Origin of the sequence: Amycolatopsis sp. w19 (assembly GCF_051373225.1) — a bacterium.
Classification (GTDB): domain Bacteria; phylum Actinomycetota; class Actinomycetes; order Mycobacteriales; family Pseudonocardiaceae; genus Amycolatopsis; species Amycolatopsis japonica.
Window position 1 is genome coordinate 154,818 of sequence record NZ_JBPQFM010000017.1, and the last position, 19,066, is coordinate 173,883.

Sequence of the window (19,066 nt, forward strand, 5' to 3'; positions counted from 1 at the left end):
CGTGACTGAGCCCGTAACTCGCGTGATTGGGGCCGGAACTCACGAGTTCCGGCCCCAATCACGCGAGTGCGCTGTCTGATCACGCGAGTTACGCGTTCAGGCCCGCCAGTGCGGGCGGCAGCGGAGCCTCGTGAAGGACGCCGAGGCGCTGCGTAGCGCGCGTAAGCGCCACATAGAGCTCAGCGGCACCTCGCGGTCCGTCGGCCAGGATCCGTTCCGGGTCCACGACGAGGACGGCGTCGAACTCGAGCCCCTTCGTCTCCGACGCGGGCAAAGTGCCCGGCACCCCGGGCGGCCCGATCACGACGCTCGTGCCCTCACGCCCGGCTTCGTCCTTGACGAACTCCTCGATGGCACCGGCCAGGGAATCCGCGTCGACCTGCCGCGCCCACGGCCGGACCCCGTTGGAGCGCACCGATTCCGGCGCCCGGACCTCGGGCGCGAACTCGGCGAGCACCGACGCCGCGACGGCCATGATCTCCGCCGGGGTGCGGTAGTTCACCGTCAGCGAGCGGTACACCCAGCGCCCCGGCACGTACGGCTTCAGCATCGCGTCCCACGAGCGCGCCCCGGCCTCGGACCGGCGCTGCGCCAGATCGCCGACGACGGTGAACGACCGGTTGGGACAGCGCCGCATCAGCACTCGCCAGTCCATTTCGGACAGTTCCTGCGCCTCGTCGACCACGACGTGCCGGTACGTCCAGTCCCGGTCCGCGGAGGCACGTTCGACGAGGCTTCGCGTGTCATGCTCGACGAATCGGTCGGCGAGTTCGTCGGCGAAGAGCAGGTTCTCCGCCGACAGCATGACATCCTCGTCCATCTCCTCGCGGTCGAGCTTCATCGTGTCGAGCACACCTTCGGCGTACTCGGCCTCCGCCTTCTTCTCCCGCGCGAGCGCCATCTCGGCGGCCTTGTCCTCCGCCTTGTCGCGGCCGAGCAGGTCGACGAGTTCGTCGAGCAACGGCGTGTCCGACACCGTCCAGGCCTCGCCGTCTGCGCGCAGCAACGCCTGGTCGGCCCCCGCCGCGCGAAGCCGCTCTGACGACGAAAGCAGCGTCCCCAGCAGGCTTTCGGGCGTCAGGATCGGCCAGAGCGCGTCGAGCGCGGCGGTGAACGTCTCGCTCTCCGCCAGTTCCTTCAGCAGGTCCTTCCGCAGCCGCTCCCATTCGTCACGGTCGTCCCGGCTGAGCCAACCGCGGCCGATCCGCGCGATCGCCCGCTCGGTCAGCACGTAGGTGACGATGTCGGTGAACGTCCCGCGCGCCTCGTTGTGCGGCAGGCCGCTCTTGCGTGCCTCGTCGCGGGCCCATTCCGCGGTCTCGGCGTCGATCCGCACGGTGACGTCGGCGAGGTCGATCAGCACCGGCTCCTCGGGCAGCCGCTGCCGGTCGGCGACGGCCGCCTTGAGGACGTCCAGCATCTTCAGCGATCCCTTGAGCCGCGTGGCCTCCGGGCCGTCCTCGGCGGTGATGTGCTGGCCGGGCACGAAATCGCCGGTGGTCATGAACACCACGTCGGTCTCGCCCAGCGACGGCAGGACACGGCCGATGTGGTGCAGGAACGCCGGATTCGGCCCGACCACGAGCACGCCGTGGCGCTCCATCCGCTCGCGCTGCGTGTAGAGCAGGTACGCGACGCGGTGCAGCGCGACCACGGTCTTCCCGGTACCCGGCCCGCCCTCGATCACGAGCACCCCGGGGTGCTCGTGCCGGATGATCTCGTCCTGTTCGGACTGGATCGTCGCGACGATGTCGCGCATCCCCTCGCCACGCGGCGCGTTGACGGCCGCGAGCAGCGCCGCGTCACCCTCCGCGTCGCCGCCGGGGCGGCCGAACACCTCGTCGGTGAACCCGAGCAGCTCACGCCCGTGCGTGTGGAACTGGCGGCGGCGGCGCATCTTCTCCGGCGTCGCGGCGGTCGCGGTGTAGAACGGGCGGGCGGCGGGTGCCCGCCAGTCGAGCAGCACCGGTTCGTAGTCGTTCTCCTCGTCGAAGAGCCCGATGCGGCCGATGTGGGAGGTCTCCCCCGCCAGGCTGTCCAGCCTGCCGAAGCACAGCCCGTTGTCGACGACGTCCAGCCGCCGCGACTCCCTGGCCAGCGCGCGCACCTCGACATCACGTTCCATGGCCGTCCCGCCGGTTCCGCCCAGCGCGGCCTGGTACTCCCCCTTCACGCGCGCGCGTTCGGCGTCCAGGCGCGTGTAGAGCCCGGCGACGTACTCGCGTTCGGACCGGAGCTCTTCTTCATGACCCTGAGTTGACACAGACTCCCATTTCGCCAGGTTTCGGCTACGGCGAGTGAGTCTGAGGCATCACCGGGGTCTTGTGGCAAGTCCCCCCATGCGCTATATGTTTATTACGGAGGGAGTTGCTCCGTCTACTTCTCGGCCCCGTCGGGCCCTGTATCCACGCAGATCGGCAGGTTGCGAAAGCCACTTTCGCAACGTTGAAGGTTGCGAAAGTGGCTTTCGCAACGCCGCCGACTCACCGTCCTTCGAGGACAGTTCCGGGAGTCGCTCATCCGCACGGTGGCGCGTATTCGAGCCCCGGAAAGTACTTCTCCCACTCTTCCCGCGTGATCCTCGGCGTCGCCAGCCTGCAGATCTCCTCGCCCACTTTCGCGGTGTCCGTCTGCCACAGCTGGACGCCGCTGCTCCCGATCGCGAGCGTATGCCCGTCGTCCCGGTACGCCAGCGAGTTGACCGTCGCCGCGAAGCCGGTGAGCTGCGCCGTCTCCACCGGTTTCCGCGGATCGGCCACGTCCCAGACGCGCACCGTCCGGAACGCCGACGCCGCCAGTTCCCGGCCGTCCGGGCCGAACGCGAGCGGCCCGACGCCTTCGGAGTGCCCGCCCAGTTTGACCGGCCGCGCGACGTGCGCGCGATCGGTGATGTCCCACAGGTAGACGTTCCGGTCGCTGCTGCCCGCGGCGACCGTGCGGCCGTCGGGGCTGAGCGCCATCTTGAACACCGTGCCGCCGTCGGGCCGCAGGGTCGACACCAGGCCGGGCCGCCGGGGATCGGCGACATCCCACAAGGTCACCGCGGACGAGTCCGGCCCCTGGCTCGCCACGAGCGTCCGTCCGTCGGGGGTGAACGCGAGCGACCACACCGTGCCGTCGCCGACCGGCAGATCCCGCGGCCCGGTGAACCGCCGCGGGTCGCTGACGTCCCAGAGCGTGATCGGTCCGTCGTCGCGGCCGGAGGCGAAGGTCTTCCCGTCCGGGCTGAAGGCGAGCGAGTAGGTCGGCAGGACCTCGGTCGACGCCAGCAGTTTCGGCGCCGCCGGATCGCCGATGTCCCAGCGCTGGAGCACGAAGGTCCCGGCCACCCCGGCGCCGGCGTGCGCCGCCAGCGCGAGACTCCGCCGATCCGGGCTCACCGCGACCGCGGTGACGGTCGCGGGCCCGGGCAGCTTCGAAAGCTGCCTCGGCGCACGGAGATCGTCCATCGCCCAGAGCCGCACGTCGTCCCCCGCGGTGACGAGGATGCGCCCCTGTTCGAGGAAGGTGCCGACGTTCCAGCCCGCGCTCGACGCCAGCGCGAGTTCGCCGACGTCCTGCAGCCGGACGGTGCGGTCGGCGCTGGTGGACACGATGGTCTTGCCGTCCGGGGAGAACGCGGTCCACCAGATGGCGTTCGTGTGCCCGGACAGCGGCGGCAGTTCCTTCGCCGGCCCCGTGACGTCCCAGATACGCACGGACTGATCGTCCCCCGCGGTCACCACCAGCCTGCCGCTAGGGCTGAACCCGGCCGCCCAGACCACGGCCGGGGTGGTCAACGTCGACAAAGGCCGCGGCGCCGCCGGATCGGCGACGTCCCACAGTCTCGCGGTGCGATCCCAGCTGGTGGTGAGGAGCCGCCTGCCGTCCGGGCTCCACGACGGCGTGAGCTGAAGGTCTTTGTGTCCGGAAAGGACGGAGCGCCGCCGTGGCGCGGACGGGGTGGTGACGTCCCAGAGTTCCGCCGTCCAGTTCGTGTTCGTGACCGCGAGCAGCTTGCCGTCGGGGCTGAACGCGGCGCGCGCGAGTTGCGCGGCCGGGGTCCCGCCGAGCACCACGAGCGGTTTCGGCGCGCCGAGGTCGGTGACGTCGGTGAGCCGCACGGTGCGGTCGTCGGACCCGGTGACGAGCGTCCGGCCGTCGGAGCCGAAGTCGGCGGAGATCACGACCTCCCGATGCCCGGTGACGTCCGCCTTCCGCACCGGACGCCGCGGATCGGTCAGATCCCAGAGCCGGACCCGATGATCCCGGGTGACCGTCGCCAGCGCGTGCCCGTCGCGGCTGAACGCCAGCGGCCCGCGGACCTCCTCCGATCCGGGCAGCGTCGCCAGGAGTTCTGGATGCCGCGAATCGGCGATGGACCACACCTGCGTCGCCCGGTAGGAGTCGGAAGTGATCATGAGCTGCCCGCTCAGCGCGACGGTGACGTCGCCGGGGTCGAAGGTCATCCGCGTGGCGAACGGCGCCGCCATGGCGGTGAGCAGGCCGTCGTGGGTCTCCTGGATCGGCGCGAGCCGGTACGCGGCGAGACTGAGCTGGGTCGACAGCGCCGGATTGGACTCCCGCAACGTCTTCGCCTCGACGACGGCCTTGCGCGCGAGCGCCTCGTTCCGCTGTTCGGTGGCGGTCCGCCCGGCGTCGACGGCATACCCGACGGCGACACCCGCCAGGAGCAGCAGGACGCCGAGGAGCGCGACGAGTCTTCGCAGCCTCCGCGTCCGTTTGCGGCCGACGGCGGTCTCCTCGGCTTCGGCGTCGAGCCCGGCCTGGAGGAACGTCCGCTCGCGCGCGCTCAGCGCGTCCGGCTCCCGGTCCGCCCATTCGGCCGCGAGCCCCAGCCGCGTGCCGCGATAGAGACTGCCCTTGTCGCGATCCAGCGACTCCCACAGCTCCGTCGCCTCGGCCAGTTGCCGATGCAGGCGATGCCCTTCGCGGTCCTCCGCGAGCCAGTCGCGCAGCCGCGGCCAGCTACGGATCAAGGCCTCGTGGGCGATCTCGACGCCGTCGCGGTCGAGGACGAGCAGGCGCGCGTCGGCGAGGCGTTCGAGAACCTCCGTCGTCGCTGGGTCGTCGTCGAGTTCGCGCCGGTTGAGACGGCGCTTCGTGTCTTCGGTGCCTTCGCCGAGCGCGGTCAAGCGCAGGAAGATCTGCCGTACGACGCGCTGCCGGTCCGGCTCCAGATCCGTGTAGACCGCCTCCGCGGTCCGCGCGATCGCGTTGAGGATCCCGCCGGCCGCCTCGTACGCCGCACTGGTCAGCGTGATCCCCTGACGCCGCCGCCACGTCTCCAGCAAGGCGTGCGACACCAGCGGCAGCATCGCCGGCTGGCCGGTCGCGTCGGCGACGAGCGTCGTGACCAGCGCCGCCTCGACCCGGCACCCCGCGCGGACGGCGGGTTCGACGATCGCGGTCCGGAGTTCGTCGGCGGTCATCGGGCCCACCATCACCTGCGCGTCGGTGAGCGCCTCGACCAGACCGGCGTGACGGCAGAGGTGACCGTAGAAATCCGCGCGGACACCGAGGACGACCCGCGTGCCGTGCTCGTCGCGGGCGAGTGCGACCAGCGCGTCGATGAACTTCTCGCGTTCGATCCGGTCGCCGCAGAGCGTGTAGACCTCCTCGAACTGGTCGACGATCAGCAGCCGCCCCTCGGCGTCGAGGTCCTCGTCGAGTGGATGCGCTCCGGGCGTGCGAAGGACGACGGGGCGTTCGCTCACCGCCGCCAGCCCGGCCCGCAGGACGGACGACTTTCCCGAGCCCGACGCACCGAAGACGCCGACGAGCCGTCGTTCCGCGAGCTTGCCGGTCAACTCGGCGACCAGCCGCTCGCGGCCGAAGAAGCGGTCGGCGTCGGCCGTCTGGAACGCGGCCAGGCCGAGGTACGGGAGTTCGGTATCGTCGCGTTCGCCGGAGGTCGCGGCGAGCCCGGCGGCGACCGCGCGCCAACGTTCCTCCCACGCCGCGACGTCACCGCCGCACGCGGTGACGTACGCCGTCGTGACCGCGAGCCCGGGCAGCTTCCGGCCGCCCGCGGCTTCGGAAAGCGCGGCGGCCGAATAGCCGGCGCGGGTCGAAAGCTCGCGGTACGTCGGCCCGCCGGCCTTCTCGCGAAGCAGGCGAAGATCCGCCGCGAAGCTCACGACGACGTCGTCGCCCGGCCCCAGCGGGCGCTCGCGTCTCGGCACCAGGCCCCCTGATCATCGAAGCGTTATCGAATGGACATTGTTCACCGAAAACGGCCCGACACTGTACAAAAGTTCTGCGCTACAACCGATGGCGTGCCGATTCGAACCCATGCGGTGACCGTGGTCTTCGCGGGCGTCCCCGAACCGCCCGCGTCCTCGGAGCTGGAGGTGGTCGCCCACACCCCCGACGAACGTGAAGCGGTTTGGCACGCCAGCGTGCTACGACCGGACGTCCTCGTCCTGCCCGTCCACCCGCCCTCGCTCGACGGGCTCGCCGTGACACGCGAGGTGTCCTCACGCGTTCCGGACACCGCCGTGCTGGTGCTGACCCCGCCCGGCGACGGCGAACTCGTGGTCGCCGCGATGCTCGCGGGCGCGCGCGGCGTCCTGTCCCGCAGCGCGGGCCCCGACGATCTGATCCGCTTCATCCGCGGGGTCGCGGCGGGCGCGGTCGTGTTCGGCGAGCGCGCCGCGGACCGGCTTTACGGCCTGCTCGCCGCTTCGCAGCCGATGCGGGCGTTCCCACGGCTGACCCCGCGCGAACACGAGGTGCTCGACCACTTGGCGGGCGGGCTGGCGATCCCGGACGTCGCGCGCCGGCTGGGGCTCGCGCCCAAGACGGTGCGCAACGTCGTCACGGCGATCCAGGCCAAGGCCGGCACGGACGACCGGGAGGTGCTGCTCGCCCAAGCCCGGAACGCCGGGCTCGGGCGTCACTCGTAAGTGCGAGGTGTCCAGACGATGCCGTTCTCGGCGCGGGTCTTCGACGAGCCGATGATCAGCAGGCAGCGCATGTCCACACTGGCCGGATCGAGGGTGCCGAGGGTGATCACGCGGATGTCCTCCTCGGGGCCGCCGACGTCACGGGCGACGACCACCGGCGTCTCCGGCGCGCGGTGCCGGAGCAGCACGTCGCGGGCCTGAGCGAGCTGCGTGGTCCGCGTGCGGGACGCCGGGTTGTACAGCGCGAGCACGAGATCCGCCGCACCCGCCGCGTCGAGCCGGCGTTCGATGATCTCCCACGGCTTGAGCCGGTCGGACAGGGAAAGCACGCAATAGTCGTGCCCCAGCGGCGCGCCGACCCGGGAAGCGGCCGCCTGCGCGGCGGTCACGCCCGGCACGATCCGCACCCGGGCACCCGCGCCGTGTCCGGCCGCGACCTGCTCCAGCACCGCCGACGCCATCGCGAACACGCCGGGATCGCCCGACGAGACCACCGCGACCTTGGCACCGTTCGCGGCCAATTCGAGCGCTTCGACGGCGCGCTCGGCCTCGACGCGGTTGCCCGACGCGTGCCGCTGCTGGCCCGCGCGCTGCGGCACCCGCGCGACGTAGGGGCCGTAGCCGACGATGTGCTCCGCCGCCGCCAGTTCCGCGGTCGCTTCCGGGGTCAGCCAGTCCGGACCCGCCGGGCCCAGGCCGACGACCACGACTTCCCCGCCGTTGTGCGTTTCCACCTCGCGGGTGACTTCGGGTTCGTCGGCGAGCCGGGACGCGTAGGCCGGGCTGGGCAGCAGCGCCAGCGAGAAGTACGGCACCGACTCCGGGGCGACGTCGGCGAACGGCTCGACGCGCTGAGCCTGCCAGGTCGCCCGTTCGACGTAGAAGGCGTCGTCCAGTTTCCCGGCTTCGGCCAGCGCCTCGCGGACGTTGCCGAACGTACGGCCGAGTTTGAGCACCGCCGCGGCCTGCGTGTCGGCAAGGCGGCGCGCGAGCTCCGGGGCGGGCAGCGTGCCGGGCAGGATCGTGAGGACCTCGTCGCGCTGCACCAGCGGGCGGCCGAGCACCGACGACGCCGCGCTGACCGACGTCACGCCCGGCACCACGGTCGCCTCGTAGCGGTCGGCGAGCCGTTCGTGCATGTACATGTAGGAGCCGTAGAAGAACGGGTCGCCTTCGCAGAGCACGACCACGTCGCGTCCGGCGTCGAGATGCTCGGCAAGCCGTTTCGCGCTCAGCTCGTAGAAATCGGCGATGGCGCCTTCGTAGCCGCCGGGATGGTCGGTGGTCTCCGTGGTGACCGGGTAGACCAGCTTCTCCTCGATCTGGCCGTCCCGCAGGTACGGCTCGGCGACCGAACGCGCGATGCTCCGGCCGTGCCGCGCGCTGTGATACGCGATGACGTCGGCCTCGCCGATCAGGCGCGCGGCCTTGACCGTCATCAGCTCGGGGTCACCCGGTCCGAGCCCGACACCCCAGAGTTTTCCGAGCCCGCTCATTCGACCTCACTCGCCATCGCGTTGATCGCGGCGACGGCCATCGCGCTGCCGCCACGTCGTCCGTGCACCACCAGGTACGGGGCCGGTGCCCGCTTCGCGAGCTCCACTTTGGACTCGGCGGCGCCGATGAAGCCCACCGGGACACCGATGATCGCCGCCGGGGCACCGACGCCCTCTTCCAGCAGTTCCAGCAGGCGGAACAGCGCGGTGGGCGCGTTGCCGATCGCCACCACGGAACCGGGCAGCTTGTCGCGCCACAGCTCCAGCGCTGCCGCGGAGCGGGTGGTGCCCATCCGCTCGGCCAGCCCGGGCACCTTCGGATCGGACAGCGTGCACAGCACCTCGTTGGCGGCAGGCAAACGTTTGCGGGTCACCCCGGAGGCGATCATGTTCGCGTCGCACAGGATCGGCGCGCCCGCTTCGAGCGCGGCACGGCCGGATTCCACCACGTCCAGGCTGTAGCGGAGGTCGTCGACCAGGTCGACCATCCCGCAGGCGTGGATCATCCGCACGGCCAGCACCGCGACGTCGTCGGGCAGGATCGCGAGATCCGCCTCCTCACGGATGGTGGCGAACGAATGCCGGTAGATCTCGGCCCCGTCCCGGATGTAGTCGATCACTGTGTCCCTTTCTCCGCCAACGTTCTCGCCAGCTCGCCGACCGGGACGAACGCCCCGTCGACCAGATAACCGTCCTCCGTCGCGAGCACGTCGACGTGCTCGCGCGCGGGTTTGCCGCAGCGCCGTTCACAACCGGCGAAATGGGCTCTCGGCGTCCGCCCGACTCTCGCCGCGTCGGCTCGCACGTCGGCCAGCGACTTGGCACAGCCCGGATGCCCGATGCAGGCGCTGACCCCGAGCGAAGGCGCGTCCGAATCGGTGATCAGCCCCGTGTCCGCCGCCAAAGGGCCGAGCACCAGGATCGATCGCCACGGCGTGACAACGGCGTTCCCCGCGTTCGCGATCGCGCGCGCCTGAGCCGAGGTGAGCCTGCCGAAGACCGCGGCGACCCCGATCGCGTCACCGATCGGCCCGATCGGGAGGCCCGGGTTCACCTCGAACTTCCGCGGCTCCGTCATTTCGCCTGGGATGCCCCTGAGCAACGGCTCGATGTCGGCGAGTTCGCTGATCCGCCAGGCCGTTCCCCTCGTGCGCAGGAACGCGCGCGCGACCGCGAGCAGCGTCTCGACGGCGTGTTCGGCTGGGACGCGCAGGCCGGTGTCCTCGCCTGCGAGCAGTACGGCACCGTCGCGCCAGCAGACGTCGGCGCCCTCGCCGGCGACGTCGCCCTGGCCGCCGTCGAGGGCGAAAAGGAAGCGTCCGGGGAGCTCGGCCAGCTCCGGGACGGCACACAAGGCCTCGTCGAGTTCCTGAGCGAGCTTTTGCGCGGTCTCGTTCAGCGGCGAAGCGAGGATATTGCGGACGCGTTCGTGTGACGGCGAAGGCAGGAGCCCGGCCGCGGCGAGCCTGCCCGCGAGGCCCGGCCGCGTGACGCCGCGCAGCTGCACGTTGCCGCGGGAGGTCAGGTGGAGGGCGCCGTCACCGAGGTCGTCGGCGGCGTCGGCGAGCGCCCTGAACCGGGCCGCGGTGATGGCGCCGCCGGGCAGCCGGATCCGGGCGAGCGGACCGTCGGCCGCGTCGTGCGTGGCGAAAACACCAGGGCACGCGTCGGCTCGGACACGTGCGCTCGTGGACATGCGCTCACTGTAGATGGCCCGTTTCCCCGAGAGTATCTCTCAGACCATATGTAGTAGGTGTGCTACATTCGGTCGCAGCACTGAGATGGGGGTGACCAATGAGAGATCCACACGACGTGATGATCTCCGTCAAAGATCTCCGGATGCGGTACGGCACGAACGACGTACTCCACGGCGTCGACTTCACCGCGCACCGCGGCGAGGTGATCTGCCTGCTCGGCCCGAACGGGGCGGGCAAGACCACGACGATCGAGATCCTCGAAGGCTTCCGGATGCGGTCGGAGGGCGAGGTCAGCGTGCTGGGCGTCGACCCGGCGCACGCCGACGAGAACTGGAGGGCGCGGCTGGGGGTCGTCCTCCAGGCCTGGCGTGACCACGCGAAATGGCGCGTGCGCGAACTACTGGAGCACCTGGGCGACTATTACGCGCCGTACTCCACGGACCGCATCAAGCGGCCGTGGGATCCGGACGAACTGGTCGCCGCGGTCGGCCTGACCGAGCACGCGGACAAGAAGGTCCGGATGCTCTCGGGCGGGCAGCGGCGACGGCTCGACGTCGCGATCGGCATCGTCGGCCGCCCGGAACTGCTGTTCCTCGACGAGCCGACCGCCGGGCTGGACCCGGAGGCGCGGCGCGAGTTCCACGAACTCGTGCACCGGCTGACCGATGACGACGACACGACGATCCTGCTGACCACGCACGACCTCGACGAGGCCGAGAAACTGGCCGACCGGATCCTGATCCTGAACCACGGGCGCATCGTGGCCGACGGTTCGGCCGACGCGCTGAGCAGGCAGATCGCCGGCGAGGCCGAGGTGCGCTGGACGCTGGACGGTCAGCGGTTCGTGCACTCCACGACCGAATCGACGAAGTACGTGCACGAGTTGTTCAAGCAGCACGGGGACGCCATCGGCGATCTGGAGGTCCGGCGGGCGTCGCTCGAAGACACGTACATGACCCTGGTCCGCAAGGCCGAATCCCTGGAGGCGGTGGGCGCGCGATGAACACGATTCAGCACAGTGTCCGGCTGGGCGTCCGGCGCGGCTGGCTCGAGGCCCGCCAGATGATGACCAACCGGGAAGACCTCTTCAACACCTTCCTCTTCCCGGCGATCTTCGTGATCGTCATGTTCTTCATGCGCGGCGCGAAACTGCCGGGCACGGAGTTCTCGCTCGGCGCCGCCACCGTGCCGAGCGTGCTGGGCGCGTCGATCGTGTTCAGCGGCATGCTCGGGATGGCGGGAGTCCTAGCCGTCGAACGTGAAGACGGCACGCTCCTGCGCGCCAAGGCCACGCCGAACGGCATGATCGGCTATCTCGTCGGCAAGGTCGTCACGGTGTCGATGAGCACCGTCATCGGAATGCTGCTGGTCCTGATCCCCAGCCTGATCCTGTTCGACGGCATCGCGCCCGGCGGGCTGACGTCGTGGCTGGGCCTGCTGTGGGTGCTGGTGCTCGGCCTGCTCGCCACGATGCCGATCGGCGCGATCTTCGGCTCGCTGACCTCGAACGCGCGCAGCATCGGGCTGATCATGCTGCCGACACTGGGAATCGGCGCGATCTCGGGGATCTTCTACCCGATCACCGCGCTGCCGGAATGGCTGCAGTACCTCGGCCAGGTGTTCCCGATGTACTGGCTCGGCCTCGGCATGCGGTCGGCGCTGCTGCCGGACTCGACGGTGATCATCGAGATCGGCCAGTCGTGGCGGCCTTGGGAGACCCTCGGCGTGCTGTCGGTGTGGGCCGTGATCGGATTGAAGCTGGCCCCGGTCGTCCTGCGGCGCATGGCGCGGCGCGAGTCCGGGTCCTCGGTGGCGGCACGACGGGAAAAGGCGATGCAGCGAATTGGCTAGCTCATGAGCGAGGTCGTTTACAACCGGATCGCGATGTTGCGGGCGGAACGGGGCATTTCCCGCCGCGAACTCGCCGATGCGCTCGGCGTGCATTACCAGACCATCGGCTACCTCGAACGCGGCGAGTACAGCCCGAGCCTCTACCTCGCCCTGCGGATCGCGGAGTTCTTCGAGGTGGCGGTGGAGATCATCTTCTCCACCGCTCCTTTCCCGCGGATCGGGGACTCCTCGTCGGAGCGGTCGGCGTGAGCCTGCTGGAGCGGGCGCACGCGCACGCGGTCCGGCTGGGGCACGACCGTATCGGGGGCGAGGAGCTTCTGCTCGCCGTTCTCGACGACGGAGTCGGGTACGCGCTCCCCGACGCTTGGGGAATCTCTCGCGATGTCCTCGTGTGGCAACTGGAGAAAGCGGCTTCGTCGCCTGCCGCCGGCACCGTCGACGGCTATCCGGTCACAGCCGAAGTCCTTGGCGTGCCCCGATCCTCCGGTCTGGTGGAACTCGTCGTCGGCCTGTTGGCGGCCGGGGGCGGCGCGGCTCGCGTCCTGGATGAACACGGCGTGACCGAGGAGCGGGTGCGGGAGGCCTATGCCCGTATTTGGGCTCCCTTTCGCGACGAGAACGCCGTCTGGGGAGGTTCTGGACCCGGCGATCCGGTGCGCGGCCCCGCCGACCCGCCTGTCGAGATCGAGTCGCTGACTTCCCAGATCGCCGAATATCGGCGACGCAAGGAAGCGGCCGTCGACGCGCAGGAGTACACCCAGGCAGCCCTCATCCGCGACAAGGAGAAAGAGGTCCTGCGGCGGCGGTCCGAGCTCATCCGGGAATGGGCCGCGACGGTCGACCCGGTGGATCTCGCCGAAGCGGTCGTTTCGTTGCGAGAGCAGGTCGCCACCCTTCGCCGCACTTAGGGGTCCTAACAGGTCGGCGACGGTCCCCGGCATGATCGTCCGCACAGGCTTGGTGACCTGCCGCACGGGCCGCCGGAGTGAACAACGAACCCCGCCGAGGTCACAGCAGGCGGTCGACCAGCCCGTCGATGTACTCCGGGGTGAGCGGGCCCATGCCGAACAAGACGCGGATGTACATCGGGGCCAGGATGTGGTCCAGCACGCCGAACGCGTCGGGCGGGTCTTCGCCACGATCGCGGGCACGATCGAGCATGGCCTGCAGTTGCCGGGTTCGTTCGGTGCGGATTCCTTCACGAGCTCGCAGACCCTGCTGCCCCGTACCGGACAGGGCGACGGCCAGGTGCAGCAACGCCGGACCGTCGGGTCCGGTGATCTCGCGAGCCACGGCGGCCGCGTAAGTGCGCAGGTCACCCTCCAGGCTTCCGGTGTCGGGCATCGGTGACTGCGCGTTGAGACGGGTCAACACCACGTCGGCGAGCAGGTCGTCCAAGCTGCCCCAGCGGCGGTAGATGCTGCTGTCGGCGACGCCCGCGCGGGCCGCCACGTCGCCGACGGTGAAGTGGCCGTAGCCGCGCTCGCCGATCAGGTCGGTGACGGCCTGGTGCACCTGTGCGCCGACGCGGGCACTGCGCCCGCCAGGCCGCGCGGCTCGCTGTCGCTCGTTCACATCCCCACCTTAACGCAGTCAGCTATTGCGTTTACGAGACACTCGCTCTACAGTCCCTAACGCAGTCACTGACTGCTTTAGTATCTGGGAGGAATCTGGATGGTTGTGTCCCCTGCGGCGGTGGACCGTCGATCGAACCGGGCCGTGCTGCTCGCGGTGACCTGTCTGGGTCAGTTCATGGTCCTGCTCGACAACACGATCGTCGGAGCGGCGCTGCCCGATATGCAGCATCGGCTGAACACTCAGCTGACCGGCTTGCAATGGATCGTCGACGCGTATGTGCTGCTTGTCGCCATGTTGCTGCTGTCCGGCGGCATCTTCGCCGACCGCTTCGGTCGCAAGCGGGTGTTTCTGTCCGGCGTGGTCGTGTTCACGGTCGCGTCGGTGCTGTGCAGCCTCGCCCCTTCGGTCGGCTGGCTGGTCGCGGGCCGGGTGCTGCAGGGCATCGGGGCCGCGGCGCTGAGCCCTGCCTCGCTGGCCCTCCTCGCCGCCGCCTATCCCGTGCCGCGAGAACGAGTCAAGGCGATCGGGCTGTGGGCCGGATTCAGCGGGATCGGCCTGGCCGCGGGCCCCGTGGCCGGCGGCGTGCTGACGGAGGTCTTCGGCTGGCCCGCGATCTTCCTGGTCAATCTCCCCATCGGCGTTGTCCTGCTGCTGGTCGGCCTGCGCACCCTCGAAGAGGCCCGCAATCCCGGCGCCCCCGCGATCGACGTCCCGGGCACGCTGCTGTCCGTTCTGGGGGTGGGCGCGCTGACCTACGGCCTGATCGAGGGTGGTGCCCGCGGCTGGACGTCGCCGGTCATCCTGGGCAGCTTCGCCGCCGCGGTGGTCCTCCTGGCCGCCTTCATCGCCGTCGAAGCGCGTCGTGCCGCACCGATGCTGCCGTTGCGGCTGTTTCGGGAGCGGCTGTTCACCGTGTCCAACACCGCCATGGTCGTGGTCGGGTTCGCGCTCATGGGCTCGTCGTTCTTCTTCTCCCAGTTCTTCGTGTACGTCCAGGGCAGCTCGATCCTGCGCGCCGGCCTGCAGACCCTGCCGGCGACCGTCGCCATGGTGATCGTCAGCCCGTACGCGGGACGGCTCGCCGCCCGGTACGGCTTCCGGATAGTGGTCACCGTCGGTCTGGCCCTGGCGGGCCTGGGGCTGCTCGCACTCGGCGTGGTGCACGCCGGCACCGGCTACGGGAACGTGTGGTGGCGGCTGGGTGTCGTCGGCATCGGCTTCGCCCTCACCATGTCCCCGCTGACGGGGGCCGCCATCCAAGCGGTCAGCCCGCAAGAAGGCGGCCTCGCCTCGGGTATCAGCAGCACCACGCGGCAGATCGGCGCGGTGCTCGGCGTGGCGTTACTCGGAGCCATCGTCCGCACCCGGCAATCCGGCGGAGCCTCCTTCGAGGCAGGCCTCAACAGCGCGTTCGTCGCGGCCGGCGTCATCACCTTGGCCACCGCCGTGTTCACCGGCCTGTGGCTGCACGTCCGGCCCGGCCACACATCACCTTGACTCCCGCCGGACCGCACCGGAGAGTGAACTCAAGACCCACGCGACGGCGGAGGAGGAACCCGGTGAGAGTCCGGGGCGGTCCCGCCACTGTCATCCTCCCGGCCAGGGAGGGAAGCCAGGAACTCCGGCCGTCGCGACCACACGACCCGGGGCGCGGACACCCCGAGTGAGGACTGCCGTGATCCTGCTTCTGTCCACTTCGGACACCGACCTGCTCAGCGCCCGCTCCAGCGAGGCCGAATACCGGCTGGCCAACCCGGCCCGCCTCGACCTCGCGGAGCTGCCCGCCCTGCTCGACGGCGCCAAGATCGTCGTCGTCCGGATCCTCGGCTCCGAACGCAGCTGGCAGGAAGGCCTCGACACGGTCCGCGCGAGCGGCGCGCACGTGGTGGTCCTCGGCGGCGAGCAGACGCCGGACGCGCAGCTCATGAAGCTGTCCACCGTCCCGGCCGGCACCGCGGCGGAGGCGCACGCGTATCTCGCGCAGGGCGGCCCGGCCAACCTCACCCAGCTGCACCGGTTCCTGAGCGACACCCTCCTGCTCACCGGTGACGGCTTCGAGCCGCCCGCCGTGCAGCCGCTGTGGGGCGTCCTGGAGCGCGAGCCGAAGAGCACCGAGGGTCCGGTCGTCGCGATCCTCTACTACCGGGCGCATCACCTGTCCGGGAACACCGAGTTCGTCCACGCCCTCTCCGACGCCGTCGAGGACGCCGGGGGCCGCGCGCTCCCGATCCACTGCGCCTCCCTGCGCACCCGAGAGCCGGAGATGATGGCCGAGCTGGCCAAGGCCGACGCGCTCCTGGTCACCGTGCTGGCCGCCGGCGGCACCCGGCCGTCCGAGGTCGGCGCCGGTGGCGACGACGAGGCGTGGGACGTCGCCGAGATGGCCGCGCTCGACATCCCGATCCTGCAGGCGCTGTGCCTCACCAGCGATCGCGACACCTGGTCCGCCAACGACGACGGCCTCTCGCCGCTCGACGCGGGCAACCAGATGGCCGTCCCCGAGTTCGACGGCCGCCTCATCACCGTCCCGTTCTCGTTCAAGGAGATCGACGACGACGGGCTCCCCAAGTACGTGCCGGACGCCGAGCGCGCTTCGCGGGTCGCCAAGATCGCGCTCGCGCACGCCCGCCTGCGCCACACTCCCCCGCCGGAACGCCGGATCGCGCTGATGCTGTCCGCGTACCCGACGAAGCATTCCCGTGTCGGCAACGCCGTCGGCCTCGACACTCCCGCGTCCGCGATCGAGCTGTTGCGCCGCATGCGCGACCAGGGTTACGACCTCGGCGAGGATCCGTTCCCCGGCGTCGAGCCCACCGGCACCGACCAGCCCGACGGCGACGCCCTGATCCACGCGCTCATCGCCGCGGGCGGCCAGGATCCGGAGTGGCTCACCGAGGAACAGCTGTCCGGCAACCCGATCCGCGTGCCCGCGGACAAGTACCGCGAGTGGTTCGCCGCGCTGCCCGCGGAACTGCGCGAGGGCATGGAGGAGCACTGGGGCCCGGCGCCCGGCGAACTCTATGTGGACAACGGGGACATCGTGCTGGCGTCGCTGCAGTCCGGCAACGTCATCCTGATGATCCAGCCGCCGCGCGGTTTCGGCGAGAACCCGGTGGCGATCTACCACAACCCGGACCTCCCGCCGAGCCACCATTACCTGGCCGCGTACCGCTGGCTGGAGGAGGAATTCGGCGCGCACGCGGTCGTCCACCTCGGCAAACACGGTTCGCTGGAATGGCTTCCCGGCAAGACCGCCGGTCTCTCGGACTCGTGCGCGCCGGACGCGGTCCTGGGCAATCTGCCGCTGATCTACCCGTTCCTGATCAACGACCCCGGCGAGGGCGCGCAGGCGAAACGGCGCGCGCACGCCACGATCGTCGACCACCTGATCCCGCCGATGGCCCGCGCCGAGAGCTACGGCGACATGGCCCGCCTGGAACAGCTCCTCGACGAGCACGCCAACATCGCCGCGATGGACCCGGCGAAACTGCCCGCCGTCCGCGCGCAGATCTGGACGCTGATCCAGGCCGCGAAACTGGACCACGACCTCGGTGTCGAGGAACGCCCGCACGACGCGGAGTTCGACGACTTCCTGCTGCACATCGACGGCTGGCTGTGCGAGGTCAAGGACGCCCAGATCCGCGACGGCCTGCACATCCTCGGCGCCGCGCCGGTGGGCGAGGCGCGGATCAACCTCGTGCTCGCCATGCTGCGCGCCCAGCAGATGTGGGGCGGCAAACAGGGCGCCGTCCCCGGCCTGCGGTCCGCGTTGGGGCTCAAGGAGAACAGCGACGCCCCACTGTCCGTAGTGGACGCCATCGAGCAGACGGCCCGCTCGCTCGTCGAGGCGATGGAGGCCAGGGACTGGTCCCCCGCCGCCGTCGCCGAGGTCGTCGCCGAGGTGCCGGAACACCAGGAGGTCGCCCGCGTCCTGACCTTCGCCGCCACCGAGATCGTGCCGCGTCTGGCGGGCACCGGCGCCGAGATCGACGCCGTGCTCCACGCGCTCGACGGCGGCTACATCCCCGCGGGGCCCAGTGGTTCTCCCCTGCGCGGCCTGATCAACGTGCTGCCGACGGGCCGCAACTTCTACACCGTCGACCCGAAGGCCATCCCGAGCCGTCTCGCGTGGGAGACCGGACAGGCTCTCGCGGACTCGCTTCTCCGTCGCTACAAGGAGGACACAGGCGACTGGCCGCGTTCGGTCGGTCTCTCGGTCTGGGGCACGTCGGCGATGCGCACGTCGGGTGACGACGCGGCGGAAGTCCTTGCCCTGCTGGGTGTCCAGCCGGTTTGGGACGAGGCTTCGCGGCGCGTCACCGGGATCGAGGCGATCCCGCTCGCCGAACTCGGCCGGCCGCGGATCGACGTCACCGTGCGGATCAGTGGCTTCTTCCGTGACGCCTTCCCGCATGTGATCACCCTGCTGGACGACGCCGTGCGCCTGGTGGCGAACCTCGACGAGCCGGACGAGCAGAACTTCGTGCGGGCCCACACCCGCGCGGATCTGGCCGCGCACGGCGACGAACGCCGGGCCACCACGAGGATCTTCGGCTCCAAGCCGGGCGCGTACGGCGCGGGTCTGCTGCCGCTGATGGATTCCGGGAACTGGCGCGACGACAAGGATCTCGCCGAGGTCTACGCGGTCTGGGGCGGATTCGCCTACGGCCGCGACCTCGACGGCAGGCCGGCGCGCGAGGACATGGAGAACTCGTACAAGCGGATCGTGGTCGCGGCCAAGAACACCGACACCCGCGAGCACGACATCGCCGACTCCGACGACTACTTCCAGTACCACGGCGGGATGATCGCGACGGTCCGCGCGCTGACCGGGACCGCGCCCGCGTCCTACGTCGGCGACAGCACCACCCCGGACGCCGTCCGCACCCGCACGCTCGGCGAGGAGACCGCGCGTGTCTTCCGGGCCCGCGTGGTCAACCCGCGCTGGCTGGCGGCGATGCGCAAGCACGGCTACAAGGGCGCTTTCGAGCTGGCGGCGACGGTCGACTACCTGTTCGGTTTCGACGCCACAGCGGGTGTCGTCGGTGACTGGATGTACGAGAAGCTCACCGAGTCCTACGTGCTCGACGAGGTCAACCAGGAGTTCCTGCGCCAGGCCAACCCGTGGGCGCTGCGCGGCATCATCGAGCGGTTGAACGAGGCGGCCGATCGGGGACTGTGGGCGGAGCCGGACGCCGATCTTTTGGCTCAGCTGCGCGAGGTCTACCTATCGCTGGAGGGGGATCTCGAATCCTGACCTGCCTGTTGGCGGAGCGGAGCAGTGGCCGCGAAAGGTGACCATATGCGTGAACCCGCCACGGCCGAAGGCCCCGCTATCGCGGTGGCAGGGCGCCCTATCCGCATCCGTGACAGGGGAGGGTAGGCCGCGTCCTGCCGACGTCGATCGCGGTCGCGGGTTCACCAGAGACATTGCCGTCACCCGCTGGAGCAGTGCCGTGGCACTCCCGGCGGTACCACTGTCATATGCGCAGAACTTAGCGTGACAAGGGCGGTGGGACGTCAATGATCGGGAGGA

Annotated in this window: 13 protein-coding genes and 1 riboswitch; of the genes, 7 read left to right on the forward strand and 6 right to left on the reverse strand. The window is 70.4% G+C overall.

Annotated features, from left to right (window positions below):
* Nucleotides 1-88 precede the first annotated feature (88 nt).
* Both helR and ACSMFO_RS28945 read right to left on the reverse strand, forming a co-directional pair.
* The gene (gene helR / locus ACSMFO_RS28940; protein WP_436461214.1) at nt 89-2,263 is read right to left on the reverse strand and encodes an RNA polymerase recycling motor ATPase HelR; all 2,175 of its coding nucleotides are present in this window, start codon (nt 2,261-2,263) and stop codon (nt 89-91) included.
* 253 nt (nt 2,264-2,516) lie between these two features.
* Entirely contained in the window at nt 2,517-6,185 is a 3,669-nt protein-coding gene (locus ACSMFO_RS28945) for an nSTAND1 domain-containing NTPase (protein ID WP_436461215.1), read from the reverse strand.
* Between the two features lie 93 nt (nt 6,186-6,278).
* Here ACSMFO_RS28945 and ACSMFO_RS28950 point away from each other — a divergent pair, with 93 nt between their 5' ends.
* A complete protein-coding gene (locus tag ACSMFO_RS28950; RefSeq protein ID WP_436461216.1) occupies nt 6,279-6,908 on the forward strand; it encodes a response regulator in 630 nt (209 codons plus the stop codon).
* On the opposite strand, the gene ACSMFO_RS28955 is transcribed toward ACSMFO_RS28950, so the two are convergent.
* From ACSMFO_RS28955 to ACSMFO_RS28965, 3 genes are read right to left on the reverse strand one after another with little or no spacing between them, the layout of a single operon-like run.
* Nucleotides 6,899-8,404: a precorrin-2 C(20)-methyltransferase gene (locus ACSMFO_RS28955; RefSeq protein ID WP_436461217.1), complete on the reverse strand. Its 1,506-nt coding sequence runs from the start codon at nt 8,402-8,404 to the stop codon at nt 6,899-6,901. The genes ACSMFO_RS28950 and ACSMFO_RS28955 overlap by 10 nt on opposite strands.
* Nucleotides 8,401-9,024 carry a precorrin-8X methylmutase gene (locus ACSMFO_RS28960; RefSeq protein WP_016332061.1) on the reverse strand — a complete coding sequence of 208 codons (624 nt, stop codon included), beginning with the start codon at nt 9,022-9,024 and terminating at the stop codon, nt 8,401-8,403. The genes ACSMFO_RS28955 and ACSMFO_RS28960 overlap by 4 nt, the downstream gene beginning before the upstream one ends.
* Entirely contained in the window at nt 9,021-10,100 is a 1,080-nt protein-coding gene (locus ACSMFO_RS28965; protein ID WP_436461218.1) for a precorrin-3B synthase, read from the reverse strand. Before ACSMFO_RS28965 ends, ACSMFO_RS28960 begins: the two co-directional genes overlap by 4 nt.
* A gap of 98 nt (nt 10,101-10,198) precedes the next feature.
* On the opposite strand from ACSMFO_RS28965, the gene ACSMFO_RS28970 reads away from it, so the two are divergent.
* Genes ACSMFO_RS28970 through ACSMFO_RS28985 form a run of 4 tightly spaced genes read left to right on the forward strand, consistent with a single transcriptional unit; the run spans nt 10,199 to nt 12,860 of the window.
* Nucleotides 10,199-11,104 (forward strand): ABC transporter ATP-binding protein, encoded by a 906-nt coding sequence (locus ACSMFO_RS28970; RefSeq protein WP_436461219.1) that lies wholly within the window; start codon nt 10,199-10,201, stop codon nt 11,102-11,104.
* The gene (locus ACSMFO_RS28975) at nt 11,101-11,952 is read left to right on the forward strand and encodes an ABC transporter permease (RefSeq protein ID WP_436461220.1); all 852 of its coding nucleotides are present in this window, start codon (nt 11,101-11,103) and stop codon (nt 11,950-11,952) included. The genes ACSMFO_RS28970 and ACSMFO_RS28975 overlap by 4 nt, the downstream gene beginning before the upstream one ends.
* 3 nt (nt 11,953-11,955) lie before the next feature.
* Complete coding sequence (locus ACSMFO_RS28980; RefSeq protein WP_005162705.1) at nt 11,956-12,201, forward strand: helix-turn-helix transcriptional regulator; 246 nt, start codon at nt 11,956-11,958, stop codon at nt 12,199-12,201.
* Entirely contained in the window at nt 12,198-12,860 is a 663-nt protein-coding gene (locus ACSMFO_RS28985) for a Clp protease N-terminal domain-containing protein (protein WP_436461221.1), read from the forward strand. Before ACSMFO_RS28980 ends, ACSMFO_RS28985 begins: the two co-directional genes overlap by 4 nt.
* 100 nt (nt 12,861-12,960) lie before the next feature.
* Here the strand turns inward: ACSMFO_RS28985 and ACSMFO_RS28990 are convergent, their stop codons facing one another.
* On the reverse strand, nt 12,961-13,527 hold the full coding sequence (locus ACSMFO_RS28990) for a TetR/AcrR family transcriptional regulator (protein ID WP_436461222.1): 567 nt from the start codon (nt 13,525-13,527) through the stop codon (nt 12,961-12,963).
* Between the two features lie 120 nt (nt 13,528-13,647).
* Between ACSMFO_RS28990 and ACSMFO_RS28995 the strand changes: the two genes are divergently transcribed.
* Together ACSMFO_RS28995 and cobN are read left to right on the forward strand one after the other, a co-directional pair.
* The gene (locus ACSMFO_RS28995; RefSeq protein WP_436461223.1) at nt 13,648-15,027 is read left to right on the forward strand and encodes an MFS transporter; all 1,380 of its coding nucleotides are present in this window, start codon (nt 13,648-13,650) and stop codon (nt 15,025-15,027) included.
* Nucleotides 15,018-15,170, forward strand: a riboswitch (cobalamin riboswitch). (Overlaps the previous gene by 10 nt.)
* Before the next feature lie 35 nt (nt 15,171-15,205).
* Nucleotides 15,206-18,787 (forward strand): cobaltochelatase subunit CobN, encoded by a 3,582-nt coding sequence (gene cobN, locus ACSMFO_RS29000; RefSeq protein WP_436461224.1) that lies wholly within the window; start codon nt 15,206-15,208, stop codon nt 18,785-18,787.
* Nucleotides 18,788-19,066: the final 279 nt, after the last annotated feature.